At 66.5% G+C, this 23,884-nt stretch carries 18 protein-coding genes, 2 tRNA genes and 2 pseudogenes; 11 read left to right on the plus strand and 11 right to left on the minus strand.

Annotation, left to right across the window (positions count from 1 at the left end):
• Positions 1–42: 42 nt before the first annotated feature.
• Positions 43–1,569: a helicase HerA-like domain-containing protein gene (locus ACFVM3_RS26555; protein WP_378442701.1), complete on the minus strand. Its 1,527-nt coding sequence runs from the start codon at positions 1,567–1,569 to the stop codon at positions 43–45.
• Between the two features lie 112 nt (positions 1,570–1,681).
• Here ACFVM3_RS26555 and orn point away from each other — a divergent pair, with 112 nt between their 5' ends.
• The 3 genes from orn (at position 1,682) to ACFVM3_RS26570 (ending at position 2,954) form a co-directional block, all read left to right on the plus strand.
• Positions 1,682–2,290 (plus strand): oligoribonuclease, encoded by a 609-nt coding sequence (orn, locus tag ACFVM3_RS26560; protein ID WP_378442702.1) that lies wholly within the window; start codon positions 1,682–1,684, stop codon positions 2,288–2,290.
• A 78-nt stretch (positions 2,291–2,368) separates the two neighbouring features.
• Positions 2,369–2,444 (plus strand) — tRNA-His (locus ACFVM3_RS26565).
• Between the two features lie 114 nt (positions 2,445–2,558).
• Positions 2,559–2,954 carry a hypothetical protein gene (locus tag ACFVM3_RS26570; protein ID WP_378442703.1) on the plus strand — a complete coding sequence of 132 codons (396 nt, stop codon included), beginning with the start codon at positions 2,559–2,561 and terminating at the stop codon, positions 2,952–2,954.
• 51 nt (positions 2,955–3,005) lie between these two features.
• Here the strand turns inward: ACFVM3_RS26570 and ACFVM3_RS26575 are convergent, their stop codons facing one another.
• Positions 3,006–4,226: an Ig-like domain-containing protein gene (locus ACFVM3_RS26575; RefSeq protein ID WP_378442704.1), complete on the minus strand. Its 1,221-nt coding sequence runs from the start codon at positions 4,224–4,226 to the stop codon at positions 3,006–3,008.
• Positions 4,227–4,421: 195 nt separating this feature from the next.
• On the opposite strand from ACFVM3_RS26575, the gene ACFVM3_RS26580 reads away from it, so the two are divergent.
• Positions 4,422–4,494, plus strand: a tRNA-Lys gene (locus tag ACFVM3_RS26580).
• 399 nt (positions 4,495–4,893) lie between these two features.
• On the opposite strand, the gene ACFVM3_RS26585 is transcribed toward ACFVM3_RS26580, so the two are convergent.
• The gene (locus tag ACFVM3_RS26585) at positions 4,894–5,784 is read right to left on the minus strand and encodes a LysR family transcriptional regulator (protein ID WP_378442705.1); all 891 of its coding nucleotides are present in this window, start codon (positions 5,782–5,784) and stop codon (positions 4,894–4,896) included.
• A gap of 129 nt (positions 5,785–5,913) precedes the next feature.
• Here ACFVM3_RS26585 and ACFVM3_RS26590 point away from each other — a divergent pair, with 129 nt between their 5' ends.
• Positions 5,914–6,918: an NADP-dependent oxidoreductase gene (locus ACFVM3_RS26590; protein WP_378442706.1), complete on the plus strand. Its 1,005-nt coding sequence runs from the start codon at positions 5,914–5,916 to the stop codon at positions 6,916–6,918.
• Positions 6,919–6,983: 65 nt separating this feature from the next.
• On the opposite strand, the pseudogene ACFVM3_RS26595 reads toward ACFVM3_RS26590, so the two are convergent.
• Positions 6,984–7,431: pseudogene (locus tag ACFVM3_RS26595) on the minus strand (transposase); the annotation flags it as partial.
• Positions 7,432–7,824: 393 nt separating this feature from the next.
• On the opposite strand from ACFVM3_RS26595, the gene ACFVM3_RS26600 reads away from it, so the two are divergent.
• Positions 7,825–8,292 carry a MarR family transcriptional regulator gene (locus tag ACFVM3_RS26600; protein WP_378442707.1) on the plus strand — a complete coding sequence of 156 codons (468 nt, stop codon included), beginning with the start codon at positions 7,825–7,827 and terminating at the stop codon, positions 8,290–8,292.
• Positions 8,293–8,324: 32 nt separating this feature from the next.
• Positions 8,325–8,690, plus strand: coding sequence for a hypothetical protein (locus tag ACFVM3_RS26605; RefSeq protein ID WP_378442731.1), 366 nt, complete (start codon positions 8,325–8,327; stop codon positions 8,688–8,690).
• Between the two features lie 348 nt (positions 8,691–9,038).
• On the opposite strand, the pseudogene ACFVM3_RS26610 reads toward ACFVM3_RS26605, so the two are convergent.
• Positions 9,039–9,407: pseudogene (locus tag ACFVM3_RS26610) on the minus strand (tyrosine-type recombinase/integrase); the annotation flags it as partial.
• Between the two features lie 175 nt (positions 9,408–9,582).
• On the opposite strand from ACFVM3_RS26610, the gene ACFVM3_RS26615 reads away from it, so the two are divergent.
• The 3 genes from ACFVM3_RS26615 (at position 9,583) to ACFVM3_RS26625 (ending at position 13,903) form a co-directional block, all read left to right on the plus strand.
• On the plus strand, positions 9,583–11,166 hold the full coding sequence (locus tag ACFVM3_RS26615; protein WP_378442708.1) for a DUF4041 domain-containing protein: 1,584 nt from the start codon (positions 9,583–9,585) through the stop codon (positions 11,164–11,166).
• 47 nt (positions 11,167–11,213) lie between these two features.
• On the plus strand, positions 11,214–12,266 hold the full coding sequence (locus ACFVM3_RS26620) for a DUF4917 family protein (protein ID WP_378442730.1): 1,053 nt from the start codon (positions 11,214–11,216) through the stop codon (positions 12,264–12,266).
• 227 nt (positions 12,267–12,493) lie between these two features.
• Positions 12,494–13,903, plus strand: a complete 1,410-nt coding sequence (locus ACFVM3_RS26625) for a hypothetical protein (protein WP_378442709.1) — start codon at positions 12,494–12,496, stop codon at positions 13,901–13,903.
• A 588-nt stretch (positions 13,904–14,491) separates the two neighbouring features.
• Here ACFVM3_RS26625 and ACFVM3_RS26630 read toward each other — a convergent pair.
• From ACFVM3_RS26630 to ACFVM3_RS26655, 6 genes are all read right to left on the minus strand, one after another.
• Complete coding sequence (locus tag ACFVM3_RS26630; protein WP_378442710.1) at positions 14,492–14,737, minus strand: hypothetical protein; 246 nt, start codon at positions 14,735–14,737, stop codon at positions 14,492–14,494.
• A gap of 16 nt (positions 14,738–14,753) precedes the next feature.
• A complete protein-coding gene (locus tag ACFVM3_RS26635; RefSeq protein ID WP_378442711.1) occupies positions 14,754–15,644 on the minus strand; it encodes a diiron oxygenase in 891 nt (296 codons plus the stop codon).
• Entirely contained in the window at positions 15,641–16,522 is an 882-nt protein-coding gene (locus ACFVM3_RS26640) for a crotonase/enoyl-CoA hydratase family protein (protein WP_378442712.1), read from the minus strand. Before ACFVM3_RS26640 ends, ACFVM3_RS26635 begins: the two co-directional genes overlap by 4 nt.
• Positions 16,512–17,111 (minus strand): TetR/AcrR family transcriptional regulator, encoded by a 600-nt coding sequence (locus tag ACFVM3_RS26645; RefSeq protein WP_125673681.1) that lies wholly within the window; start codon positions 17,109–17,111, stop codon positions 16,512–16,514. Before ACFVM3_RS26645 ends, ACFVM3_RS26640 begins: the two co-directional genes overlap by 11 nt.
• Before the next feature lie 29 nt (positions 17,112–17,140).
• A complete protein-coding gene (locus ACFVM3_RS26650) occupies positions 17,141–18,067 on the minus strand; it encodes an NAD(P)/FAD-dependent oxidoreductase (RefSeq protein WP_378442713.1) in 927 nt (308 codons plus the stop codon).
• A gap of 88 nt (positions 18,068–18,155) precedes the next feature.
• Entirely contained in the window at positions 18,156–21,722 is a 3,567-nt protein-coding gene (locus ACFVM3_RS26655) for a discoidin domain-containing protein (RefSeq protein WP_378442714.1), read from the minus strand.
• A 258-nt stretch (positions 21,723–21,980) separates the two neighbouring features.
• On the opposite strand from ACFVM3_RS26655, the gene ACFVM3_RS26660 reads away from it, so the two are divergent.
• Positions 21,981–23,852 (plus strand): GTP-binding protein, encoded by a 1,872-nt coding sequence (locus ACFVM3_RS26660; RefSeq protein WP_378442715.1) that lies wholly within the window; start codon positions 21,981–21,983, stop codon positions 23,850–23,852.
• Positions 23,853–23,884: the final 32 nt, after the last annotated feature.

The raw sequence follows: 23,884 nt of genomic DNA on the forward strand, positions 1-23,884 counted from the left end.
CCGAGCTTGCCGGAGATACCTGACAGATCACGTCAGGTTTCCTCACCGCCTCCGGTTCCCGAACAGGCCGCGGGTGATCTCCCGTCCCAGCGCACTCGCCGCGGAGCGGAGGAACGACTTCACCGCCGGGTTCTTCATCGCCTGCTCGACCATCCCAGGCTCTTGCTTCTCCGGCTTCGGAGCGGGGGCCGCGGGCGGCGGCGCCTCGCCGGCGGGCGGCGCGGCCACCTTCGCGGCGAGCTTCTCGTAAGCCGACTCACGGTCGATCGTCTCGGAGTACTTCGCGTGCAGGTCCGAAGACGTCGTCGCCGCGGAGATGGCTTCGGCGCCGATCGATCCCATCTTCGAACGCGGTGCACGCAGGCGGGTCCACGCGACCGGCGTCGGCGCGCCCCGCTCGGAAAGGACGGTGACGATCGCTTCGCCGATACCGAGCGACGTCAGCGCCGAGTCCAGCTCGTAGTGCTTCGTCTTCGGATACGTCTTCACCGTCTTCGTCAGCGCCGCCTGATCCTCGGGCGTGAACGCGCGCAACGCGTGCTGCACCCGCGCGCCCAGCTGGGACAGGACGTTGTTCGGGATGTCCGTCGGCAGCTGCGTGCAGAAGAACACGCCGACGCCCTTCGATCGGATCAGCTTCACGGTCTGCTCGATGCGCTCCAGGAACGCCTTCGACGCGTCGTTGAACAGCAGGTGCGCCTCGTCGAAGAAGAACACCAGCTTCGGCTTGTCGAGGTCGCCCTCCTCGGGCAGCTCCTCGAACAACTCGGCAAGGAGCCACATGAGAAAGGTCGAGAACAGGGCGGGTTTCGACTGGAGGTTGTCCAGCTCCAGCAAGGTCACCATCGCCTTGCCGTCGACCTCGCGCATCAGGTCGTGGACGTCCAGCTCGGGCTCGCCGAAGAAGTCCTCACCGCCCTGAGCCTCCAGATTGGACAGCGCGCGGAGGATCACCCCGGCCGTCGCGGCCGAGACGCCGCCGATGCCCTTGAGGTCCTCCTTGCCCTCGTCACTCGTCAGGTGCGTGATGACCGAGCGGAGGTCCTTCGTGTCCAGCAGCGCCAGCCCGCGCTGATCGGCCCAGTGGAAGATCAGGCCGAGCGTCGACTCCTGGGTTTCGTTGAGCCCCAGCACCTTCGACAACAGGATCGGACCGAAACTGGTGATCGTCGCCCGGATCGGCGACCCCTTGCCACCCGTGCCCAGCGACAGGAACTGCACGGGGAACGCGGCGGGCTCCCAGGAGTCGCCGAGTTCTTCCGCGCGTTTGGCGATCTTGTCGTTGCTCTCGCCCTGGGCGGCGAGCCCGGACAGGTCGCCCTTCACGTCCGCCAGTACCACGGGCACTCCCGCGGCCGAGAGCTGTTCGGCGATCAGCTGCAGGGTCTTCGTCTTGCCGGTACCGGTCGCGCCCGCGACCAGCCCGTGCCGGTTCAGCGTCGCCAGCGGCAGGCGGACCGCCGCCGCAGCGTCGGCCTTGCCGTCGATCACGACAGCGCCGAGCTCGACCGCCGCACCCTCGCTCACGTACCCCTGCGCGATCTCCTGGGCTGGACCTTGTTCGACCACTGTCGCTCCCTGGTCTGTGACATGACTCACCTGAGGATGCACACGCTGCCAGCAACGCGCCGAACCCGCACGTCGCGCGTCACGAATCCCCGGGTCGGGTTAGGGTTTCGGGGTGAACGACCGCCTAGTCTGGATCGACTGCGAGATGACGGGGCTCGACCTCGGCAAGGACGCGTTGATCGAAATAGCCGCGCTGGTGACCGACGCCGAGCTCAACGTCCTCGGCGAAGGCGTCGACATCGTCATCCACGCCGACGACGAAGCCCTCGGCGGCATGCCGGAGGTCGTCCGCGAAATGCACGCCCGCTCCGGGCTCACCGAAGAGGTCCGGCGCTCCACCGTGACCATGGAAGAGGCCGAGCAGCGCGTGCTCGAGTACATCCGCGCGCACGTGCCCGAGCCCAACGTCGCCCCGCTCGCCGGCAACTCCATCGCCACCGACCGCGGCTTCATCACCCGCGACATGCCCCTTCTCGACGCGCACCTGCACTACCGCATGGTCGACGTCTCGTCGGTGAAGGAACTCGTACGGCGCTGGTACCCGCGGATCTACTACGCCAAGCCCGAGAAGGGCCTCGCGCACCGCGCGCTCGCCGACATCAAGGAATCCATCTGGGAGCTCGACTACTACCGCCGCGCCGCCTTCGTCCCGCAGCCCGGCCCGACCACCGAACAGGCCAAGGCCGCGGCCGCTGAAGTGCAGGAACGCCACGAACGGTAACCCGTTGCGAGCCCCCGAAACGGGCACGCTAATATAGTGCGGCCGAGGTGATGGGGAAGCTTCCCGAGCCCGGCGATGGTGGGCGTAGCTCAGCTGGTAGAGCACCTGGTTGTGGTCCAGGAGGTCGCGGGTTCGAAACCCGTCGCTCACCCCATCAGCCCCAGTTCGGCCGGTTCTTCCGGCAGGCTGGGGTTTCGCTTTTTCCGGATATCGGTAACGCGGCGTGGCCCTCGCGCGAGTTCAGGAAGTAACTCGCGCGGAGGATGCCATGAGACGTTGGCTGGTCTTGGGAGTCTTCGTGGCGGCCGGAGCCTGCACGACGTCTCCACCGAACCCAGTGCCCGCACCGGCGATCACGTCGACCCCGGTCACGACCGTGACCGCGATGCCGTCCACTTCGGTACCGCCGCCGGTGACCGTGACGGTGAGCCCGCCCAAGCCGACCACTTCGTCGGTCAAGAAGTCACCGTGGCGCTGCGAACCCGGCTATCCGAACTGCACGAAGGCCCAGTCTCAGAAGTACCTCGCCGAACTCGAATACCAGAAGTGTCTTCGTGATCCAGAGAAGATCTGGGACACCGGCATGCAGAAGTGCCGCTACAAGACCAGCGGCGAGGTGCAGTGGGAGCACCTCTACGGCCCCCTGCCGCCCGGAACGCCATGAGGGTCCTGTGAGGACGAAAACCGTCCTCACAGGACCCTCATGAAGAACAGGTCAGTTCCGGTCGCCGCCGGTCTTCCAGTCGTCCCACGACATCTGCCACACCGACCAGCCGTCGGTCGGCTCCAGCACCTGCGGGCCCGAGTTGGTGACCGTGATGATGTCACCCTTCTTCGAAGTGTCCATCAGCCACTTCGCGTTCTCGGTCGACAGGTTGATGCAGCCGTGGCTCACGTTCCACTTGCCCTGCGAACCGACCGACCACGGTGCCGAGTGGTAGAAGATGCCGCTGTTCGACATCCGCACCGCGTACTTCACGAACGTCCGGTAGCCGGCCTTGCTGTCCGTCGGGACGCCATACGTGCTGGAGTCCATCGTGTACCCGTTGTGCTCGCTCATCACGGTGTAGGTCCCGGCCGGGGTGCTGCTCGACGGCTTGCCCATGGAGATCGGCATCTGCTTGACCTCTTGGTCGTTCACCACCACCTTCATCTGGTGCGTGGCGCCGTCCGCGGTCGCGACCAGCTTGTCCCCGACGACCACCTTGGCGGGCTTGTCCTCGCGGCCGAAGGTGTTGTTGCCGAGGTTCTTCCCGTAGATCGCCGCGTTGACCGAGATCTTCGTGCCCGGCTTGAAGTACTCCTTGGGCCGCCACATCACGGTCTTCTCGCCGAACCAGTGGAACGCGCCCTCGGCCTGCGGCTCGGTGACGATCTTCAGCGCCTTCTCGGTCGCCGCCTTGTCCGGCACGTTGCCGGTGAAGGTGAAGATCAACGGCAGGCCGACGCCGACCGTCTCGCCTTCGACCAGGTTGATCGAGACGCCGATCTGGCGGCCGGGCTTGGCCGTGGAGAACGTCGAGGTCGAGGTGACCGGCTTGCCGTCGGTGCCGGTCGCGGCCGCGGTGACGGTGTAGGTCTTGCCGTAGCCGAGCGGCTCCGCCGACTCCCAGCCCGAACCGTCTTCCTTCGGCTTGCCCGCGACGACTTTGCCGTCGGCACCGGTCAGCTTGACCTCACCCACCTTGCCGTCGGCCACGGCCACCGTGACCGGCTCGCCGGGCGCCACGTTCGCCGCACCCTGCGCCGGGGTCAGCGTCACCACGGCCGGCTTCGGCTCCGGCGCGGGCGCCGCGCTCTGCTGGGAACCCCCAGGAGCACCACCCTGCGACGGCGATTCACCCGACGGTGTACTGCTGCACGCCGCCAGTGTGAACCCGGCCACCAAAGCCGCCACAGCCACCCGCGACCGCCCCGTCGCTCCCCAGACCCTCATGCACACCGCCCGTTTCGCGTGGTACCAACCCCAATGTGTGGCTATAGTCTGCCTGACCGGCCGCAACGCTCGCGGCCGGATGGCCGAATACGTCCCGGCCCGTCGTTAGGGGACCCCCCTGAAACGGGCCTCAGCAACCCTGTGTTAATGTTTTCCACGTCGCCGAGGGGAACACCAAAGCGGCGGAACAAGCAGGCGCCATTAGCTCAATTGGCAGAGCAGCTGGCTCTTAACCAGCGGGTTCGGGGTTCGAGTCCCTGATGGCGCACAGTAGTGAATCTAAGCCCACCTGCAGGATTTCTCCCCAAAGAGGATCTTGCCGGTGGGCTTCGATCTTGGATGGGACCGGCGTGAGGCCGAATGAGGCCGCACCGACCACCCTTTATTTCTTGGCCTTCTTGCCTCGGCTCCGGCCTCGCAGTGAGGTCGCAGTTTTACGGGCCGCTCCCAGTACCAGCTCCGCCGTTGCTTCCGCGGCGCTTTGAGGTCGCCGCCTGCGGCCAGCGGCAGGCTGGCGGCGCCGTGCCGCAGCTCGTGCAACGTGCGACCTGGTATTTCCGCGTGGCATGAACACCCGTCAGGCGGTTGGTGTCCGTACTACTTGCTCACATCTGGTGGTGTGCGGTGTATGTGCGTTCCTGCCGTTCGCCGCGTGGTGTTTGTGCGGTCAAGCCATCGCGTGGGGTTTTGCCGTTGCGCGTAGTTCGGTGACCAGTTGTCGTACCGCCAGGGACTGGGCGGTGGCGTGGGTGGTCACGTACACGATTCGGCGGGTTGGGGCGTTGTCGCCGAGAGAGGTGATGGTGACCCGTGGGGGTGTGGTCATGAGGCTGAGCTTGGGCAGGATGGTCATGCCGATACCCTGCGCGACCATCGACAGGGCGACGCCGTCGTCGGCGACGTCGAGTGTCGCCTTCGGCAGCCAGTCCTGGCGGGCCCACCACGCTCGCGTGTAGGAGGAACAGTTTTCCGCCCAGTCGATCAACGGCAAGCCTCGTGGCTCCCGGTGCCTGGCCGGGTGTACCAGCAGATACGGCTCCCGTAGCAGTTCGCCCACAACGAGCCCGTTCGGTGGCCGCGAGTCCTCGGCGAGCGTGGCGATGGCGAGGTCCGCGCGGCCGTCGGCGACCTCACCCGCGGTGCCTCTGCCGAGTTCCGGCACGATCAGCACCCTGGGGCTCAACTCGGGATGCTCCGCAGTCAGCCGACCGAGCGCGGCGGGCAGCAGGTGCGCCGCGGCGCTGCGGAACGCCGCGATGCGCAGTGGCCCGGTCAACGTTCCCGCGGCCGCGCCGCGCGCCTCGGCGACGAGCAGGTCGAGCTGGCGCAGGATCTGACGTGCGTGCACGAGGACGCGATGTCCGGCCTTGGTCGCCCGCGCGCCCGTCCTGCCGCGTTCGAACAGGACGGCCCCGACCTTCCGTTCGCAGACCCGCACCGCGTGGGACACCGCAGACTGGGTCAGTCCCCGGTCCTCGGCCGCGGCAGTGAAACTGCCGGTGCGCGCGACAGCGAGAAGGAGGCGTAGCTCACCAGGGCTCAGATCTGTGGCGCTCACCGGACCAGGCTAGCCGATTCCATGAACTCGACTCATGGAAACAAGCGGTCCACCAACGCGGCGGTCTGCCCGGTCGTCCGCCTCCCGCTTACGGTGATCACCAGGCCCGTATCCGCGAAGGAGATCCCCGTGACCCGCAGTGTCAGCGCCGTCCGCCAAGTCCGTCGTCCGCAGGGCGAGCCGCGCAGGGAGGACTTCGCGTTCATCACCGAACCGTTGGCCGGTCCCGGCGATGGACAGGTCCTCGTCGAAAACATCTATCTGTCCGTCGACCCGTACATGCGGGAGCTGATGGACTTTGGCGGCTGGGAAAAGGGAGCCGGGCTCGAAGGCCGCACGCTGGGTCGGGTGATCGAGTCGAGGGTGACGGCTCTCCCGGTGGGAACCATCGTCTTCCACCGGCACGGCTGGTGCACGCACGCCGCACTCGCCGAGGCCGACGTTCGGGTGGTCACCCCAGTGGACGGCGTTCCGCTCAGCGCTTTCCTCGGCATCCTCGGCGGAACCGGGCTGACCGCGTACGTCGGCCTCACCCGCATCGCCCGGTTACAGCCCGGCGAGAACCTGTTCATATCGGCAGCGGCCGGTGCCGTCGGCAGCGCGGCAGGACAGATCGCGCGATTGCTGCACGCGGGCCGGATCGTCGGTAGCGCGGGGTCTGCGGCCAAGGTCGAGCACCTGACCACGCGGCTCGGCTTCGACACCGCGTTCGACTATCACGCTGGCCCGATCCCCGACTCACTCGCGACAGCGGCGCCGGAAGGCATCGACGTCTACTTCGACAACGTCGGAGGCGACCACCTCGCGGCTGCTATCGACGCGCTGCGCGATCACGGGAGGATCGCCTGGTGCGGTGCGGTCGCCCAGTACAACAGCCTGGATGATCCGCCCGCCGCGCCGTACAACCTCTTCGACATCGTCGGCAAAAGCATCCGGTTGGAAGGTTTCCTCGTGCGCGACCACATGGACGCGCGCGAGGAGTTCGAACAGTTCCTGATCCCGCACGTGCGGCGCGGCGGGATCAAGGTCGACGAGACCGTGACCGACGGCTTCGACACCATCGTCGACGCGTTCCTCGGCATGCTACGCGGCGAAAACACCGGCAAGATGCTTGTCCGCGCCACACGGGAATGACCCACCAGGGATCCGTCGCCCAGCCGTCGGGACTGTAACGCGATCGGTGTTTCCGGCCGTGGTTGTCAGTAGGCCTCGGCGCCCGGCCGGCGGTCACTGAAGGTGATCAAAAAGCGTTCAATGCGGGTTCCATCGCATCGTCCACCGGGCCTGTCCAGTGCCGGCCGGGTCCAGACCCCGGGTGACCAGATACAAGCACTTTAACGCAGCTTGTTCCGTCGGGAAATGACCACGTGCCCGCCGCGCGACGATACCTTGAATTCAGCGACTCGATCGCACTCTTGGAAGACAACACGCGACGAATCTCCACATCATGATCAAAAAAAGGGATGAACCCTTCCCATGCGTTATTCCACAACCGGATTATCGCGCCATATTTACCACTCCACTCCTCCTGCAGCTCATCCAACGCGGCCGCAGCCTCTTTCGTGCCGTGTAGATCGGTTTCGCATCCCTCTTCAACGCATCCCAGTCCCGTTTCGACGCGAGCCGGAAATCATCCCGCAGCAAATGCCCACACACATCTGCACGATCTCGTCCACACTGCCCAGCCGACGCTGCCGCTTTTCATCGTCATCCAGAGCGTGCGTGCGGCGTCGATGAGGCGCGAATGGGGCGTCGACCGTTCCGACCAGCGCAGCTGAACGCCATCAGCGTTGACGCGCGGCACTTGTTCATCCGGTCAGGACCGAAATGCAACCCAGCTGATTGACGACGGTCAGCCGTCGCAGTGGAACAAATACGTCTTGTCCCCAAACCGCACGCAGCCCGGCTGGGCGCTCACCACGGACGGCGAATCGTCCTGAAGATCACTCGCTTGACTTCAACCTTACTTGAGGTTCTACGGTCTCCGTATGATCTGCACTGCCTGCAGGTCTTACGGAGGCCTACCCGGAAAGGACATCCATGACGACCCAGCAGATCTCCGACGCAGAGCTCGCCGGACAGCCCGCCGCGTACTGGACCGGTGTCGCCTACGAGGCGCTCATCGCATACACCCGGGCCCAGCAGGCCGAAAAGGGATACACCCAGCCACAGTTCTGGCTGCTGCGCAACCTGTCGGCGAACGACATCTCACCTGACGGCGAGGGGATGACCCTGCCGGAACTTCGAGAGGCCATGACCTCCTATCTCCGGCCCGAGGACGATTTGAAGGCGGCGGCCGAGGTGCTCCTGAATCGAGGCTGGCTGACCCAGGACGCCGAGGACCGGCTGTGGCTCACCAAGGAGGGGGAACAGGCCCGCGTCGACCTCGCACGCAACGCCCCCGCGATCCGTGCCGCCCTCCACGAGGGCATCGACGACGCGGACTACGTCACCACACTGAAGGTGCTCCAGCAACTGATCCGCAACACTGGCGGGATCGTCGCCTGACAGACCGAGGGGTCGATGACGCCGCCCGCACCGTGTTCACGGTCGGTGGTCCCCGCGACGGGCGTACCGAAACGATCGGCACGCGCCCGCCGACCACGGGCGATCGCACCGCCGCGCGGGTGCTCGGGCGCGCGTTGACCACCGCCGGGGTGCGTGACCGGGTGGCGACGAAGACGACCTCGCCGATTCCGCCCGGTCACCTTCGGATGCGCTCGGACTGTCGCGCCCCCGGTGCCGCACGGTTGCTGATCATCGTGTCCGACGGGAAGATCCGCGACACGCCCCGCCGCAACGGGCAGCAGCTTCTCGACCGGTCGCGCGCCACCGGTCGCGCCGTGTTGTGGATCTCCCGGACGTCCCTGGGCGCAAGCCGACGACCGAGGCGACCGTGCACGTGATGACCGCCCCCACGACCACCGCGCACTTAACCAGCGGGTTCGGGTTCGAGTCCCTGCTGGCGCACAGCAAGAAACCAAAGCCCACCAACGATTATCCCTTGATTCAGGGGTGCCGTCGGTGGGCTTTGTTGATGTGTGAGCCCGAGGTGGGGCCACCGTGAGCCCCGCCAAGGGCCCCTCCACGATGAATGAGGCGCGGACCTCGGCCGCCGCCCTGACCTCGTTGTTGTCGACCACGAGTGGCGCGCGACCTGCGGATTTTCTGACCCCGTTCGTAGCCGGCCGACGAACCAGGCTCGCGGTCGCTTCGGCGCTCGCATGGGCGAGGGACGGGAGCACGCTGGTGTAGGTGTCGGCCGTCAGGACGATGCTTGCGTGGCCCAGCAGTGCTTGCACCGTCTTCAGGTCGTTCCCCGCGGCCAGCGACAACGTCGCCGCGCCGTGCCGGAGGTCGTGGAACCGTACCGGCGGCAACCCAGACTTGGTGATCAGCCGACGGAACGAATGCGATACGTAACTTGGGCTCCAATGCTGCCCATTCTCATGCGCGAAGACCCAACCGCCCGGAGCGCCTCCGCCCATCTGGAGTTGACAGGCACGCAGCCGAGTCAACAGGGCTACCGTGCCTCGATCCAAGGAAACCGTGCGGCCACTGGCCGTGGTCTTCGGCAGGCACACCACCGCTTGGCCGTCCCGCTCTTGAACCTGATGAGTCACCGTCAAAGTCGCCTCGTCGAGATCGAGATCGAGATCGCACCAGCGCAGGCCAAGGACCTACGTCGCCCTCGCGGTCGCGCTCGGAACGGCCGCCGAACTCGTGCGGATGACCGTGTAACGCACTCTCACGAAGCCGCGACTTCTGCTGTGATCAGGATCAGCGGAGGGTAGTGGTATGGGGTATAGATTCAATCCGCCACCGAACTGGCCGGCTGTCCCCGCCGGATGGACGCCTCCGCCGGGCTGGCAGCCACCAGCCGACTGGCCCGCGCCACCGAAGTTCTGGCAACTGTGGACCCATGATCCCGAGCCGCAGCCGCAAATGGCACCCTTCCAAGCAGGGCCTGGTTCCGCAGCATCGGGCAAGCCTGGGTTGTTCGGCGCTCGGAAACGGGTTCGAGAACTCGAAGCCGAACTCGGCACGGAAACAACCAAGTTCCTACAAGCAGCATCTCAGCTTCGGGAAGTCAACGCACACAACGCTACGTTGAGTGCGCAACTAGTAGATCTCAAGGCCAAGTACACCGAGCTCAGAGGCAAGGACGCGCTGGAAGCTGAGCGAGAAATCCGGCAGATGCGCCAGACTATCGCCGAGCTCGGGCAAGAGGCGCGGCAAGTACAAGACGCACAGGCACAGAGCCTTAAGGACGCCGAGGCACAACTGGCCACGGTTCGACGGCAGATCGATGAAGCAGCCGTGAAGCTCAAGTCACTGCACGACCAAGTGGTCGAGACTGAAGAGATCACGCTGCTCCAGGAGGCCGGAATCTACGAGTTCCGGCACCGGCTGGCCGACGCCGTCGCCTACAAGGCCGCCCTGCAGCGTCTCAAGGATTCCATTAAGATCTCCGCGAAGAACAACCATGCGATCACCGCAACCACAGACTGGACCGTGAACGGTTCCACCGTCGAGGGCCAGCGCATGGTGAGAGACTTTTCCAAGCTCATGCTTCGCGCCTACAACGCCGAGGCGGACAACTGCGTGAGATCCATGCGCCCCTATCGCCTTGAATCGGCCAAAGATCGACTGACCAAGACCCGTGAGGTCATCTCTCGCCTCGGCAAAACCATGAACATCAACATCTCCCCCAGCTACCACAGGCTGCGCCTCGAAGAACTTGAACTAACCGCCGACCATCTCGCGAAGGTCGAAGAGGACAAGGAACGCATCCGAGCCGAACGGGAGCGGCAACGGGACGAGCAGCAAGCTCAACGAGAGTTCGAACGCGAGAAAGCCAGGCTGGCCAAGGAAGAAGCACACTGGCGGAACGCCCTGCAGAAGTGGGCCACATCTGGCGACGAGCAGCAAGCCGCGGCTGCACAGGCAAAGCTGGACGAGATCGGAGACGCAATCAGAGGCGTCGAGGAGCGCGAAGCGAACATCCGCACTGGATGGGTCTACGTGATCTCCAATGTCGGATCCTTCGGCGACAGCATCGTCAAGGTCGGATTGACCCGGCGGCTCGACCCACTCGAACGCGTTCGTGAACTCGGCGACGCCTCGGTTCCATTCAGGTTCGACGTCCACGCCAAGATTTTCGACGCCGATGCCGTGAGCCTGGAGACGCGATTACACCAGCATCTCGCCGACCGGCGCGTCAACCGGGTCAATCTCAGGCGCGAGTTCTTCTACGCCACTCCAGCCGAGATCCTCACGATCCTCGAAGACATGGGCCTGAAGGACAATCTCCTCGACTACGTCGAAGAGCCGGAAGCACAGGAATGGCGCTCCAGCCAGCAGTTGGCCCACGGCACATAAGCCTGGACTCGCTGCAGAAACGGATTTGAGGTGGACCAGTGGACCTCATGGACTACGACGGGGCCATCGCCTGGCTGAGCGAACCGACAAACTCCAAGGGCAGAGCGTCGCCTATCCGACTGATACTGGGAAACGGGTTCAGCATCGCCTTCGACCCCGCCAGGTTCTCATACTCGGCTTTGCGATCCCATGCCGAGGCGCAAGGCATGCTCAGCGCTACTGCCCAGCACCTCTTCCAGAAGTTGGACACTCAGGATTTCGAGATTGTCATCAAGACGCTCGAGGACGCCGCTATCGGGCTCTACGCGCTCGATGCAACGAAGTACTCGGCGGAAGCCGCGACACTTGACGAGGAAGCCTCGAAGCTCAAAGATGCCCTGGCTCACATCCTCGCGGCGCTTCACCCTGGACGGCCGTACGAGATCGACGCCGAAGTCTACTTACGAGTCCGCAGGTTCCTGGAAAAGTTCGACCGTATCTACACCGCGAACTACGACCTCTTGCTCTACTGGACTTTCATGCAAGACTTTCCCGAGGAAAACCTGCAGGCAAGGCAGGCGGACGACGGCTTTCGAGATCCCGGGGAGGCTACCGACTACGTCGTGTGGAACCACCTGGATCCCCATTCACAGAACGTATTTTACCTCCACGGAGCCCTTCACCTGTACCGCAGCGAGGGTGGTTTGAAGAAGCTGACGTGGCGCCGGACCAACGAACCGCTGATCGACCAGATCCGCGCCCAGCTCGAAGCGGACTCATTCCCTCTATACGTGGCAGAAGGGACGAGCATCGAGAAGCTGGCCCGTATCGGCACCAGTGACTATCTCGGTCGCGCACTTCGGTCACTCGCAGCGATCAGCGGCGGTTTGCTGTCGTACGGGATGTCGTTCAGCAAGAACGACGCACACATCATGGACGCCATCGTCCACTCGAAGATCACCCGACTGGTCGTATCCCTCTTCGGCGACGTCACCTCGCCGTCAAACGAAGCGACGATTAAGGCCGTACAGGACATGCAATCACGTCGAGCGACGTCGTACGCGAAGGTCGGCTTGGAGATCGCCTTCTTCGACGCACAATCCGTCCGACTGTGGAACTGAGCTGCCGTCCTACAAGGGGACTCACCCGGGTCGGTAGTACCGCTGGGCCGAACGAGTGGTGTGGAAGGCAGCTGAGTGGACGGTTTCCGCTGTTCACCAAGCAAGGCATACGCAGCGTCAACTGCCCTGCGCGGATCGTCATCCTCCAGGCGGCAGACAAACTCCGGAAAATCCGGTGAGTTGGAAAGCGGTGCATCACGGCGGACGCACGAGGGGACGGGAAGACCATGGAGCTCAGAGACGCGTTGGAAAAGCTCTTGCAGAGCTCTCATGTGGCGATCCACTCCACCGCAGAGCTGTCCGGAGCCGTAACCCGCTACATCGCGAAACAAGACGAGAAGCGTTCCAAAGACGAAAAACCGGAGGTGCTGCGCAAGCCTGAAATCGGGCCCGTCCCTCCGGCCGAACACCGAAACGGCTTCACGATCACGCCATGGGAGTTACTGCAGACGTTCGGCCGCGCGACCACGCTGTCCGGGCAGAACCCATCGCGCGGCCTCTCCCAGCATTGGAACTGCTTGCGCTACCTCACCACGCTGGAAGCTCATCGCGGCCGGCTGGCACTCTCACCCGACGGACATGACCCGAGGTATCACCGCAAGGGCGTGCAAGCGCAGGAACTCGGTGCAGCGTTCGCGCTGACTGCGGCACGGGAGATCTTGCAGCGAAGGCATCCTGGGTACCGTTTCGAGCCCGTCGATGTGGACCTCGCACTCGACGCAGGCTGGGCACTGCGGGGTCAAGGTGCGGAAGCGAAGGGCACACGACGGAGTAGACCTGGGCATTTTCTCGTTGGCAGGAAAGCCGGTGAGCCCTTGCGCATCGCGCTGGTCGACGGACGTGGGTCACACGGTCAGCCCAGCGCGCAGCACAGTCAGCTGATGGCCTCGGCCGAGCGGGTCCAAGCGATCGCACTCGGCGATGGGCGCGGCGGTGCCGATCCGCTGCCGAGCCTGCTGATGTCGACGGCGTTCGTCGCGGAAGGCGGGATCGAGATACGCCTGCTCGATCCCGTGGGCGGCGGTGTACTCGCCGAACCAGGCAAGCCCCCTCCCGACCCGTACGGCCCGGCGCAGGAAGAGAACTTCTTCCCGGACATCCAGACCGTCGACGCACAGGGCCAGACCTCGAGCCGTCCCGGTTTCCACATCACATCGGACAGGTTCGAGTGGTTCTCCCGGGTGTTGGTCCGCGCAAGCGCTGCAGCGCTCCTGACTTTCGTCGGTGATCGCGACAACGCGTACAAGTACCTGACCGTGCGACAGCAACGGCGACTGGGCGCCGATCACTCTCCGCAGGCGGTCAACGCGGAATGTGACGTCGGTATCGAACTCGGCGGGATCGCATTCGTCGGAACCGACCACGTCTTCCGATTCGCACGTGAGCGAGTCGAGGTCTTCTCGGCGATGCCGAAAGAACTCCACGAGATCCTCAAGACGGGTAACGGCGCCCAGGCCTACGCGGAGACGATGCCGGAGGTGGTCGCCGAGTGCAAGAGGCGCTGGGCGGCGGTACAGCGGGACTGGACGGGAATCATAACCATGGATGGCGATGGAGCGGTCATGGCGCTCCGCATATTGCGGAGCGAAGGGCGACCGCTCGAAGCGATCCCCGAACCGCAGGAAGGACCCGCATGAAGCGCAAACGCCACCTCTCGGGAGTGGATACCCGCAAGGTGGCCTTCCCCAGCCCCACTACTTACCGCGATCACCAGAGATCCGAAACGTCGCACCGACCACGGCCCCCACCATCGCGCTCACAGCCGACACAACCGGATCGCGCCGGTCCCCCACCGTCATCATCCACACCAACCGGCAACGCGGCCGCCCAAGGCGTCAGACCAAGACAGGCGACAGAATCCGGCATAGGCGAGCCCGAGACGCGCCCGAGAGGTCCGAAACAGTCCGACACCAGGCGACACACCACGACACTGCGGACAGCCTCCGACCAGACGAAAAGGTCTTGTCCGGCATCACTCGACACCGTCTGACACGCCCAAGTTCCGGCTCTTAACCAGCGGGTTCGGGGTTCGAGTCCCTGATGGCGCACACCCAGACCCCACGTTTTCGGTTGACGAAGGCGTGGGGTTTTGTGTTGCCCGGACTGTGCTCACCGTCCTTTGTGGCTTCGGGCGATCACGGCGAGTCGCCGCGTCGCGTCGGTCGTCCGCGAAACGTGCGCACGCGGGATCGGCGCCGTATTTCGGTCAAGATCAACGCAGACACCTAACGCCGGGCGAGGACGCGCTTGCCCAGCCAGCCCGCGTAGACGGCCAGTCCCGCGAACCCGGCCTTCCGCGTGGGGCCCGCCGCGATCGCCAGGCCGATGGCGAGTTCGGTGGCACCGTTGCGGTAGGTCCAGTTGCGGACGTCGTCGGCGAACGCCATCTTCGTCACGGGTTCGAAGGCCGCCGGGGCGGCGAAGTGGGCGAGGCCGGTCGCGGCGATACCGAGGCCGAGAAGCTTGGACATGGAGTGCCTTCCTTGTTCAGTCGAGGACGCCGGCGCGGCGCCAGAGCCGGCGGCTCGGGCCGCCGATGAGGCCTATCTCGGTGAAGTGTTCGACGGCCTTGGCCGCCCACGCCGCCTTGGTCCGGCGCCAGTGCGGGTTCGTGGCGGCGGCCTGGCGGGCCTCGCGGGGGTCGAGGCCGACAGAGGTGTATGCCTTGGGGTGCAACAATTCCGACGTCGCGACGTAGGCCATCCCTGCGATCGCCCAGCGGATCAGTTCGCGGCCGACGCGGCCGTGGCGCGCCCAGGCCCGGCTCAGTTCGTCCTTCGCGAAGCTGATGTGGCGTGCTTCTTCGATGACGTGGATACGCGAGATCATCCGGATCATCGGCTGCAGGCTGTCGTCGCGCATCATCTCGCGTTGCATGCCATCGGCGAGTTCTTCGACGTAGATGGCGCCGGCGAACAGCAGGGCCGGGCCGCAGATCGCGCCGAACACCTTGCCCGCGCGGTGCGCCGAGCGGCTGGGGCGCCGGACGACGCCGCCGCTCTTCGCGATCGAGCGCGCGAACATGGTGCTGTGACGGCATTCGTCGGCGATCTCGGTGAGCGCGTACTGGGCGTTGTGCGTCGTCGGGTCGCTGTTGTAGACGTGGCGCACGAGGCCCTGCATGAGGATCAGCTCGAACCAGATACCCGACGCCGCCGCGGCCGCGGCCTCCTGGCGGCTCAGCTCGGCGCGCTGGTCTTCGTCGAGACGTTCCCACAACTCCGTGCCGTACAGGGAACATCGCTCCGGCGCCTTGCCGTACGCCCCGTCGACCAGCGGTGCCAGCCAGTCGACGTCGACGTCCGGGTCGTAGGAGTGCCGCGCGGAGGAGCGTTGCAGGCGCTCGGCGACGCGTTCGCTTTCGGTGTTCGCGGTCATGAAGAGCTCCTTGGATCCTTGTGCTCGGGCAGCGGTCCGCCGCCGTCCGGGATGACCTGGCCGGAATCGCGGTAGGCCACCGCCTCGTGGAAACCGTCGCGTTCGGCGAACTCGCGGAACCAGCGGCCTTCGGGGGTGTGCCGGGTGATGCCATCGAAAAGCGTCGCGAGGGTCTGGGTGCCGGAAAGGCCCATGTTGTCGTAGGCCTGGTTGATCATCAGTTTCTGCATCACCAGCTGGTTCGTCGGCACGCCCGCCATCCGGTCGGCCAGTTCCCCGACGGCCGCTTCGAGCCGTCCGGGTTCCACCGCCTCGAGCGCGAGACCCCATTCGGCAGCGGTGACGCCGTCGATGGTGTCGCCGGTGAGCAGCATCCGTTTCGCCCGCTGGGCGCCGACGCGGTAGACCCACATCGCGGTCGTCGGGCAGCCCCACACCCGTGCGGGTGGATAACCGATGCGCGCGTCGGTCGCCATGATCAGCATGTCGCACGACAGCGCGATGTCGCTCCCGCCGGCGATCGCGTGTCCCTGCACCTGGCAGAGGGTGGGTTTCAGCGATCGCCACAGGCTGAAGAAATCGTCGGTGTTGCGCTTCATCACCCGGTAGTCCTTGACCGGATCCCAGACCGGGCCCTGGTTCCAGCGGCCTTCGGCGTCTTCCTCGGCGAACTGTTTGAGGTCGTATCCGGCGCAGAACGACCGGCCTTCGCCGCGCACCACGATCACCCGGACCGCGTCGTCTTCGTTCGCCAGCTCCACGGCCTGCCGGATCTCGCGTGGCATGACGTCGTTGATCGCGTTGAGCCGCTCGGGGCGGTTCAAGGTCAGGTACGCCTTCCGATCTTCTACGCGGTAGGTGAGCGTATCAAACGCCATCGGAACCTCCCAGCGCGCGAAGGGTGAACGTGACCAGCTGCGGGATCGTGTCCGGTCCGCTTTCGCCCGCCAAGGGGCCGACCAGCATTTCCGCGCCCGCGCCGACCAGCGCCGCGGCGGTCGCTTCCGCGTCCTGCGGGGGCAGCAGTCCCCTCGTCACGCCGTCGGCGATGTTCCTGGCGATGACCTCGCGGAACGCGCGGCGGAACACCAGGCGCTCGGCCTCCACCACGGCGTCGACCGGTTCGGCCAGCAGCGCGTACGCGAGTCTCGGTGCCTTCAGCGCCCGCCCGGCGAAGGTCTCGATCACGGCGACCACGCGTTCGCGGACGTCGCCTTGGGACGCGGCGGCCTCGACGGCGTCGACCTCCCGGGAGACCACCTCGCGGAAGACCTCGACGACCAGGTCGGCCTTGGACGGGAACTGCCGGTACACGCTGCCGGTGCCCACGCCCGCCCGCGCGGCGACCGCGGCCATGGAGCAGCCCGCGTACCCGGTCTCGGCCAGCAACGCGATGGCCGCGGCCAGGATCTCGCCTCGCTGCGAGTCCAGCCTGGCCTGCGTCTTCGGAGTCCGGCGGTACGGCATGGCAAGGAGTGAAGCACGGATTCCGCTCTTCAGTCCAGCTCTTCCTGAAACAGTTCGTGATCCACCGCGGTGGCCGTCACGAAACCCATGGCGGCCGCGGTCACCACGAACGTCATGCCCGGCGGGCATGACTCCCGCCGCGCCAGGTCACCCGCGGCGAAGACACCCGGCACGCCGGTGAATCCGACGTCGTCGATCCGCACGGTGCCGTCGTCTTGAAGCACGCAGCCCAGTTCCCCGGCCAGCGGGTCGGCCTGCCTCGTGCTGGCGTGCAGGAACACCGCCGCGCATTCCACCGGGTCGCCGTCGTGGAAGGTGACCCGTTCGACTTCGTCCTCGGGTCCCTCAACACTTCGCACCGGCTCGCGGCGCACGTGGACCGCACGTTCGCCCAAGAGCGCCTCATCTTCGGCGGACAACGGGAAACCGTTGGCGCACAAGGTGACATCCTGGCTCCATCGGGTCAGCTGGGCGGCGAACATCGCGTCCTGCCGCCCCTCGGTGGCCAGGACGGCCAAGGGCCGATCCCGGAATTCCCAGGCGTGGCAATACGGGCAGCCGAGAACGCTCTTCCCCCAGCGCTCGGCCAGCCCCGCGATCCCTGGCAGGTCCTCCACCACTCCGGTGGCCAGCACGATCCGCCGTGCGGTCACCGGATCGCCGTTCTCGAACACGACCGTGAACCCGCCGCATTCGCCGTCGACGGCCCGGACCCGGCCTTCCCGCAGGCAGACCTCCGGATACTCCGCCAACTGCTCGCGGCCGGCCGCCCGCAACGCGTCCGGGTCCATCCCGTCGCAGGCCAAGAGCCCGTGCACGCCCGCGGCGGTCGAATTACGGCCGGCGCCTCCGTCGACCACCAGCGCGCTGCGCCGGGACCGGCCGAGCACCAGCGCGGCGCTCAACCCGGCTGGTCCGGCACCGATGATCACCGCGTCATACCCGGCATCGCACACGGCATGGCCTCTCTGTCCGGGACTCGGGTCAGCACCCGCATACCCGGGCCGCCCGCCGGGAAACCTGCTCCCGGCGGGCGCCACGCACTCAGTTGCGGTTGATGGTGAACGTGCTCGTCGTGTTCCGGATGTCCTCGGCGTTGTCGCTCAGGGTCAGCCCGGTGAACGTCGCCGAGCCGACGGCCGGGCCCTGACCCGGTTCCGGCAGCTCGTTGACCCAGATCCCGATCCCCGACTTCGCGTCGAACTCGTCACCGCTGCGGTGCGCCCCGGTGATCGACACGTTCGTCAGCACCGTGTCCTCGACCGGGTTCTCCGGACGGTTCCCGGTGTACTTGGTCTGGAACATGATGCCGCTGTATGTCGGGCTCTGGATGTCCACATCGGACACCCGGATACCGCGGAACTCCTTGGAGGCGGAGAACATCCAGATCGCCGGGAACGTCTGCTGTCCCCAGAAATGGCCACCGGCGCGGACCAGTGACACGTTCTGGACGGTCGTCGGCCGCGGGCCGAACCCGAGGAACGGGTAGCCGAAGTCGAGCGAGCTGATCGTGATCCCGGAGTACGTCAGCGTGTCCGCGATGTAGAGGTTGCGGAAGGTGTTGCTGTACCCGCCGTACACCGCCAGCCCGGCCGCGCGCCACGGAAGCAGCACGGTCAGGTTCTCGAACACGTTGTCGTACTGGTTGCCCGCGTTGAGGTCCGTGGCCGCGAACAGCGCGAAACTGTCGTCGCCGGTCGAGCGGGCTTCGTTGTTGGTGACCCGGTTCCCCGTGCTGCCGTTGGTGAAGTTGAGCCCGTCGGCGAACATGTCGCGGATCCGCGAGTTCTTCACCGTCGTGTTGTCCACATTGGTCGCCCACAGCAGGCACATCTGGTGCTCCACCCAGATGTCGTCGATCGTCATGTTCGTGACGTTGGTGAAGTTGAAGACCTTGCCGGGGCCGTCGATCCGGGACGTGTAGTTCCCGAACACGGCGAACCCGCCGAACGTCGAACCGCTCGCGCTCGCCTGCGCGTCGAACCCGATGTCGGTGTTCTCCTGCCCGCTCGGCGCGGTGAACCTCGTGAACCACGGCCCGGCGCCGAGCACCGTGACCGGTTTGCCGTAGACGGTGACCTTGCTCGTCATCGGATACTGCCCCGGCGGCAGGAAGACACCGGTGAGGTTCGGATCCTGGCGGACCTTGTCCAGTGCGGCCTGCACATCCTGCTGGGTGAACCCGGCCGGGACGGCGTAGCGCGCCGGGTCGGGGTTCGCGGCCGCGGTGGCCAGCTCGAAGTTCACGAAGTCGATCGCGTAGTTCAAACCGTTGCCGGCGTCCTTCTGCAGCTTGATCTTGTGCCCGGCGGGCACGGTCGTGCCGAGCAGCATGCTGGCCTCGTCGTAGATGTGGCGAGCGGGCCCGGCTCCCGGAGAGTTCTGCGGAGAGGCTTCGGGACCGTAGAGCCACGCGTGGCGCGAGGTCAGGTCGATGGCCTTCAGGAACGTGCCGTCGACGTAGACGTTCAGCGTCGAGTTCTGCCCACCGCCACCCGCGGCGTCCGGCATCGAGAACCGGGTCACCAGGGTGTTCGTGGCCGCGCGGGTGGTGAACTCGACCGAGGAGCCGGTCGAATTCAGCGTCACGGCCTTGCGGCCCGACGCCTCGCCCGCGAGGTCGCCGATCTTCCGGTTCGGGCCGATCACGGCCGCGCCGCCGGCGACCACGCCGTCTTCCGCTTCGTACATGTCGTAGGGCATGTTCGCGCCGCGGCCGACGAACAGCGACTGCGTGACGGTGTTGTTGCCCTGTTTGGCGGGCAGCTCGTTGGCGTCGTTCGCGACGACGGTCTTGACCGTGTACCGCCCGTTCCCGGCCGTCCAGGTGCCGACGTTCACCGGCGGTGCCGTGGCCCCGGCCGCGATCGCGCCGGTGTACGAGCCGGTGAGCGTCTTGACGACGGCGCCGTTCTGGTCGGTGATCGTCACCGTGACGCCGTGCGCGCCGCCCGCCGAAGCGACCGTTCCCTGATTGCGTACCGTCGCGGAGAAAGTGATGGTGTCACCCGCCGTGGGATTGTTCGGCGACCACGCGGTGGCCGCGACGAGGTCGGAGCTGGCCACCGGGCCGACGACGAGGGCCGTCGCACCGGTGTAGGAGTTGTTGGCCTCGTCCTGTTCGACGACGGCGTTGGCCTCGTCGACCTTCGCGGTGAGCTGGTGGCTGCCCGTCTCCCTGGTTCCGATGTCCGCCGACACCGTCGTGGATGCTCCGGCCGCGAGCACACCGACAGGTGCTGTGCCGACCTTCGCGGTGCCCACGTAGAGGTTCACGTTCGTCGCACCCGAGGCCGCCGTCCCGGCGTTGCGGACGGTCGCCGACACGGTGATCGCGTCGGTCTCCACCGGGTTCCGCGGCGACCACGAAACCCCCGAGACCGTCAGGTCGGGGTTCGGCGCGGGAACACCGAAGACCTGGAATTCCGCGGCCTGTCCACCGGGGGCACCGGAGTTGGCGGTGATCCTCAGGCGGACGTCGGCGGCGCGGCCACCGGCCGGGATCGTGACGGTGTTGCCGCTCGCGGGAGTGAAGGTGTACGTCTGCGCGGGCACCAGCGTGGTGAACGCGGTCGCGCCCTGATCACGCACTTCGACGGCGATCGTCTGCGTGCGCTGTGCCCACGCGGGGTCCGGGTTGAGCTTGACCACGATCCGGTCGAGGTCGGCGTTGGACCCGAGCGCGACGGTGAGCAGGTTCGGGTACGCCGCGCCCTCCCAGTAGGTGGTCTGGGAGTCGTCGTTGGCGTTGGCGGCGACGTAGGAGTGCTGCACCGAAGACGCCGTGATCGGCTTGCCCAGCGCGAGATTCGTCCCCGCGCGGGTACCGGTCCTCGTCACCGTGCCGCTGCTCGCCGACTGATTGCCCGCCGCGTCGCGGGCTCGCACGGAATAGGCGACCGTCGCGCTCTCGGGCTGGTCGTCGGTGTAGGTCAGGACATCCCCAGCGACGCTGCCGCGAAGCTGCCCGTTGGCGTACACGTCGTAGCCCGTGACTCCGGTGTTGTCGGCCGACGCCGACCACGTGAGCCGGATCTTGCCGCTCGACGGTTCGGTGTAGGCGAGGTTCCCCGGCGCGGACGGCGGCTGCGTGTCCCCGCCCGCGGGACCGCGCACCTCGAACTCCGAGAGCTGGGCCGCGGGCCAGCCGGTGTTGGCGGTGATGTTCAACCGCACGAACCTGGTGTTCCCCGTGACGTCGAGGGTGACCGTGTTGCCGGTCGCCGGGTCGAACCGATGGCCTGCCGACGGCGCGAGATCGCTGAAGCTCGTGCCGTTCGCGCTGCCCTGCACCGAGAAGGTCTGAGTGCGGGCTTCCCAGCCCGAGGGCAGTTTGAGCACGAGCCGGGCGATGTTCGTGGCCGCGCCGAGGTCGGCCTGGATCCATTGCGGGAACTGGTTGTTCGTGCTTTCCCAGTAGGTGGCCTGGTTGCCGTCCCCGACGTTCGAAACGGCGTAGCCGGCCAACTGGCTACTGGCGGTGTAGGTCGCGTCGGCGGCTTCGGCGGCGGCTGATGCCGGGGCGTCGTTCGCCGCGATGGCGGGTGGAGTGAGGAGAAGGGACAGGGCGGCGAACACCACCGCGCACGTCAGTGGGCGCTTCGTTCTCATGACATTCCTCTGTTCCGGGAGGGGACTGAGCGGAATCTTCCTGACTCTTGTCATGTTCTTGCGCTGAAATGTTCAAGAATTACAGCCCACGGAGCGCCACAAGTCAACGCCCGGCGCTAAATCACGTGACCGGCCGGAAACACGCTGCTAACGTCCGGCGCGACCAGGTGCTTTCCCGGAAGAAGGAGAACGGCGTGCGCCGAGCTGTCGAGTCCCCGAGCCGTATGGACCTTTCGACAGCCTTGGAGCCGTTCATCCATGGAGTACCTGAACCTGGGAATCCTCGCCCACGTCGACGCCGGTAAGACGAGCCTGACGGAGCGCCTGCTCCATCACACCGGCGCCATCGGCACCCTCGGCCGCGTCGACGCCGGGGACACCCACACCGACACGATGGAGCCGGAACGCCGCCGCGGGATCACGATCCGCTCGGCCGTCGTGGCCTTCCGCGTCGGTGACCTGCGCGTCAACCTGATCGACACGCCCGGCCACCCGGACTTCATCGCCGAGGTCGAGCGCGCGCTGGGAGTGCTCGACGGCGTCGTTCTGGTCGTTTCCGCCGTCGAGGGAGTGCAGGCACAGACCCGCGTGCTCATGCGCGCGCTCACTCGCCTGCGGCTCCCCGTGCTGATCTTCGTCAACAAGGTCGACCGGGCGGGCGCCCGCTACGACGGCCTCCTCACCGATCTCGCCGAACGTCTCGGTGTCGCCTGCGTGCCGATGTCCGAAGTCGACGGCATCGGCACGGGGAGCGCGAAAGTCCGGCCGTCCTCCCTGTCGTCGGGGACGGCCGAACGGCTGGCCGAGCACAGCGATGCCTTCCTCGCCGCGTATCTCGAAGACACGGTGACGGCCGAGGACTGTCGGGCCGAACTCGTCCGGCAGACCCGGCTCGGTCTCGTCTCCCCCGTCTTCTTCGGCTCGGCACGCAGCGGCGAAGGGATCGCCGAGCTGACCTCCGGTATCCGTGAATTCCTTTCCGGAGCGCGGAAATCCGCGCCGGACAGCCGGTTGCGCGCCACGGTCTTCAAGATCGAACGCGGCCGCGCGCACGAAAAGATCGCCTATGTCCGAGTGTTCTCCGGCGACATCGGCGCGCGGGACCACGTCCGGTTCCATCGCCGTGGACTCACGAAGGAGGCGAAGGTCAGCGCGGTGCACGTCTTCGAACTCGGCGGCGAAACCGTCGAGGGCCGGGCGTGGGCCGGGCGGATCGCCAAGGTCACCGGGCTCAAGGAGATCCGGATCGGCGACCTCATCGGCGTTCCCGACAGCGAGGACGGCGCCGCGCGGTTTCCTCCGCCCGCCTTGGAAACCGTGGTCAGTCCAGCGACGCCAGCGGTGTTCGCGGCCTTGCGGGAACTGGCGGAAGAGGATCCGCTGATCACCGTCCGGCAGGACGACGTGACGCGCCGGATCTCGGTGCGCCTCTACGGCGAGGTGCAGAAGGAGATCATCGCCGAGACGCTCGCCGCTCAGCACGGTCTCGACGTCACGTTCAGTCTCACCCGTCCGGTCTGCGCCGAGCGGCCGGTCGGCACCGGGCATTCGGTGTGGTTCATCACGGAGAAGCGGAACCCGTACTTCGCGACGCTCGGGCTTCGAGTCGGCCCCGGCGCACCCGGTTCCGGGCCGACCTTCGGCCTCGACGTCGAACTCGGCTCCCTCCCGCTCGCCTTCCACAAGGCCATCGAGGAGACCGTCGACGCGACACTGCGGAGCGGCCCGTCCGGCCGGGAGGTCGTCGACTGCGTGGTGACCGTCACCCACACCGGCTACTTCAGCCCGGTCAGCGCGGCGGGCGACTTTCGCAAGATCACCCCGTTCGTGCTGGCAGAGGCCCTCCGGGAGGCGGGAATGGAGGTACTCGAACCGGTCAGCCGGATCGAGGTGGAACTGCCCGCCGACACGGTGACCGCGACGCTCTCCCGGCTCGTCGAACACGGCGGCACCGTCACCGGTTCGGTGGCGCGGGGCGACCGGGCCGGGCTGACGGGCGTCCTGCCCACGGGAGAGGTCGCCCGGTTCGAGCAGCGGTTGCCCGGGCTCACCCGCGGCGAAGGCCTGATGAGCACCGAACCGGCGGGTCACCGGCCACGGGTTAGCCCGAATCGGCCAATGCCCGCCTAGCCGGAACGAGTACGTTCTTGGTGGTCGGCGAA

It is taken from the genome of Amycolatopsis sp. NPDC057786, from assembly GCF_042797905.1.
In the GTDB taxonomy this organism is placed as follows: domain Bacteria; phylum Actinomycetota; class Actinomycetes; order Mycobacteriales; family Pseudonocardiaceae; genus Amycolatopsis.

Bases quoted from the DNA above. Each gene is read 5' to 3' on its own strand.
- ACFVM3_RS26570 (WP_378442703.1), top strand. From the start codon at position 2,559: ATGAGACGTTGGCTGGTCTTGGGAGTCTTCGTGGCGGCCGGAGCCTGC.
- ACFVM3_RS26575 (WP_378442704.1), bottom strand. From the start codon at position 4,226: ATGAGGGTCTGGGGAGCGACGGGGCGGTCGCGGGTGGCTGTGGCGGCT.
- ACFVM3_RS26600 (WP_378442707.1), top strand. From the start codon at position 7,825: ATGACGACCCAGCAGATCTCCGACGCAGAGCTCGCCGGACAGCCCGCC.
- ACFVM3_RS26615 (WP_378442708.1), top strand. From the start codon at position 9,583: ATGGGGTATAGATTCAATCCGCCACCGAACTGGCCGGCTGTCCCCGCC.
- ACFVM3_RS26620 (WP_378442730.1), top strand. From the start codon at position 11,214: ATGGACTACGACGGGGCCATCGCCTGGCTGAGCGAACCGACAAACTCC.
- ACFVM3_RS26625 (WP_378442709.1), top strand. From the start codon at position 12,494: ATGGAGCTCAGAGACGCGTTGGAAAAGCTCTTGCAGAGCTCTCATGTG.
- ACFVM3_RS26630 (WP_378442710.1), bottom strand. From the start codon at position 14,737: ATGTCCAAGCTTCTCGGCCTCGGTATCGCCGCGACCGGCCTCGCCCAC.
- ACFVM3_RS26635 (WP_378442711.1), bottom strand. From the start codon at position 15,644: ATGACCGCGAACACCGAAAGCGAACGCGTCGCCGAGCGCCTGCAACGC.
- ACFVM3_RS26640 (WP_378442712.1), bottom strand. From the start codon at position 16,522: ATGGCGTTTGATACGCTCACCTACCGCGTAGAAGATCGGAAGGCGTAC.
- ACFVM3_RS26645 (WP_125673681.1), bottom strand. From the start codon at position 17,111: ATGCCGTACCGCCGGACTCCGAAGACGCAGGCCAGGCTGGACTCGCAG.
- ACFVM3_RS26655 (WP_378442714.1), bottom strand. From the start codon at position 21,722: ATGAGAACGAAGCGCCCACTGACGTGCGCGGTGGTGTTCGCCGCCCTG.
- ACFVM3_RS26660 (WP_378442715.1), top strand. From the start codon at position 21,981: ATGGAGTACCTGAACCTGGGAATCCTCGCCCACGTCGACGCCGGTAAG.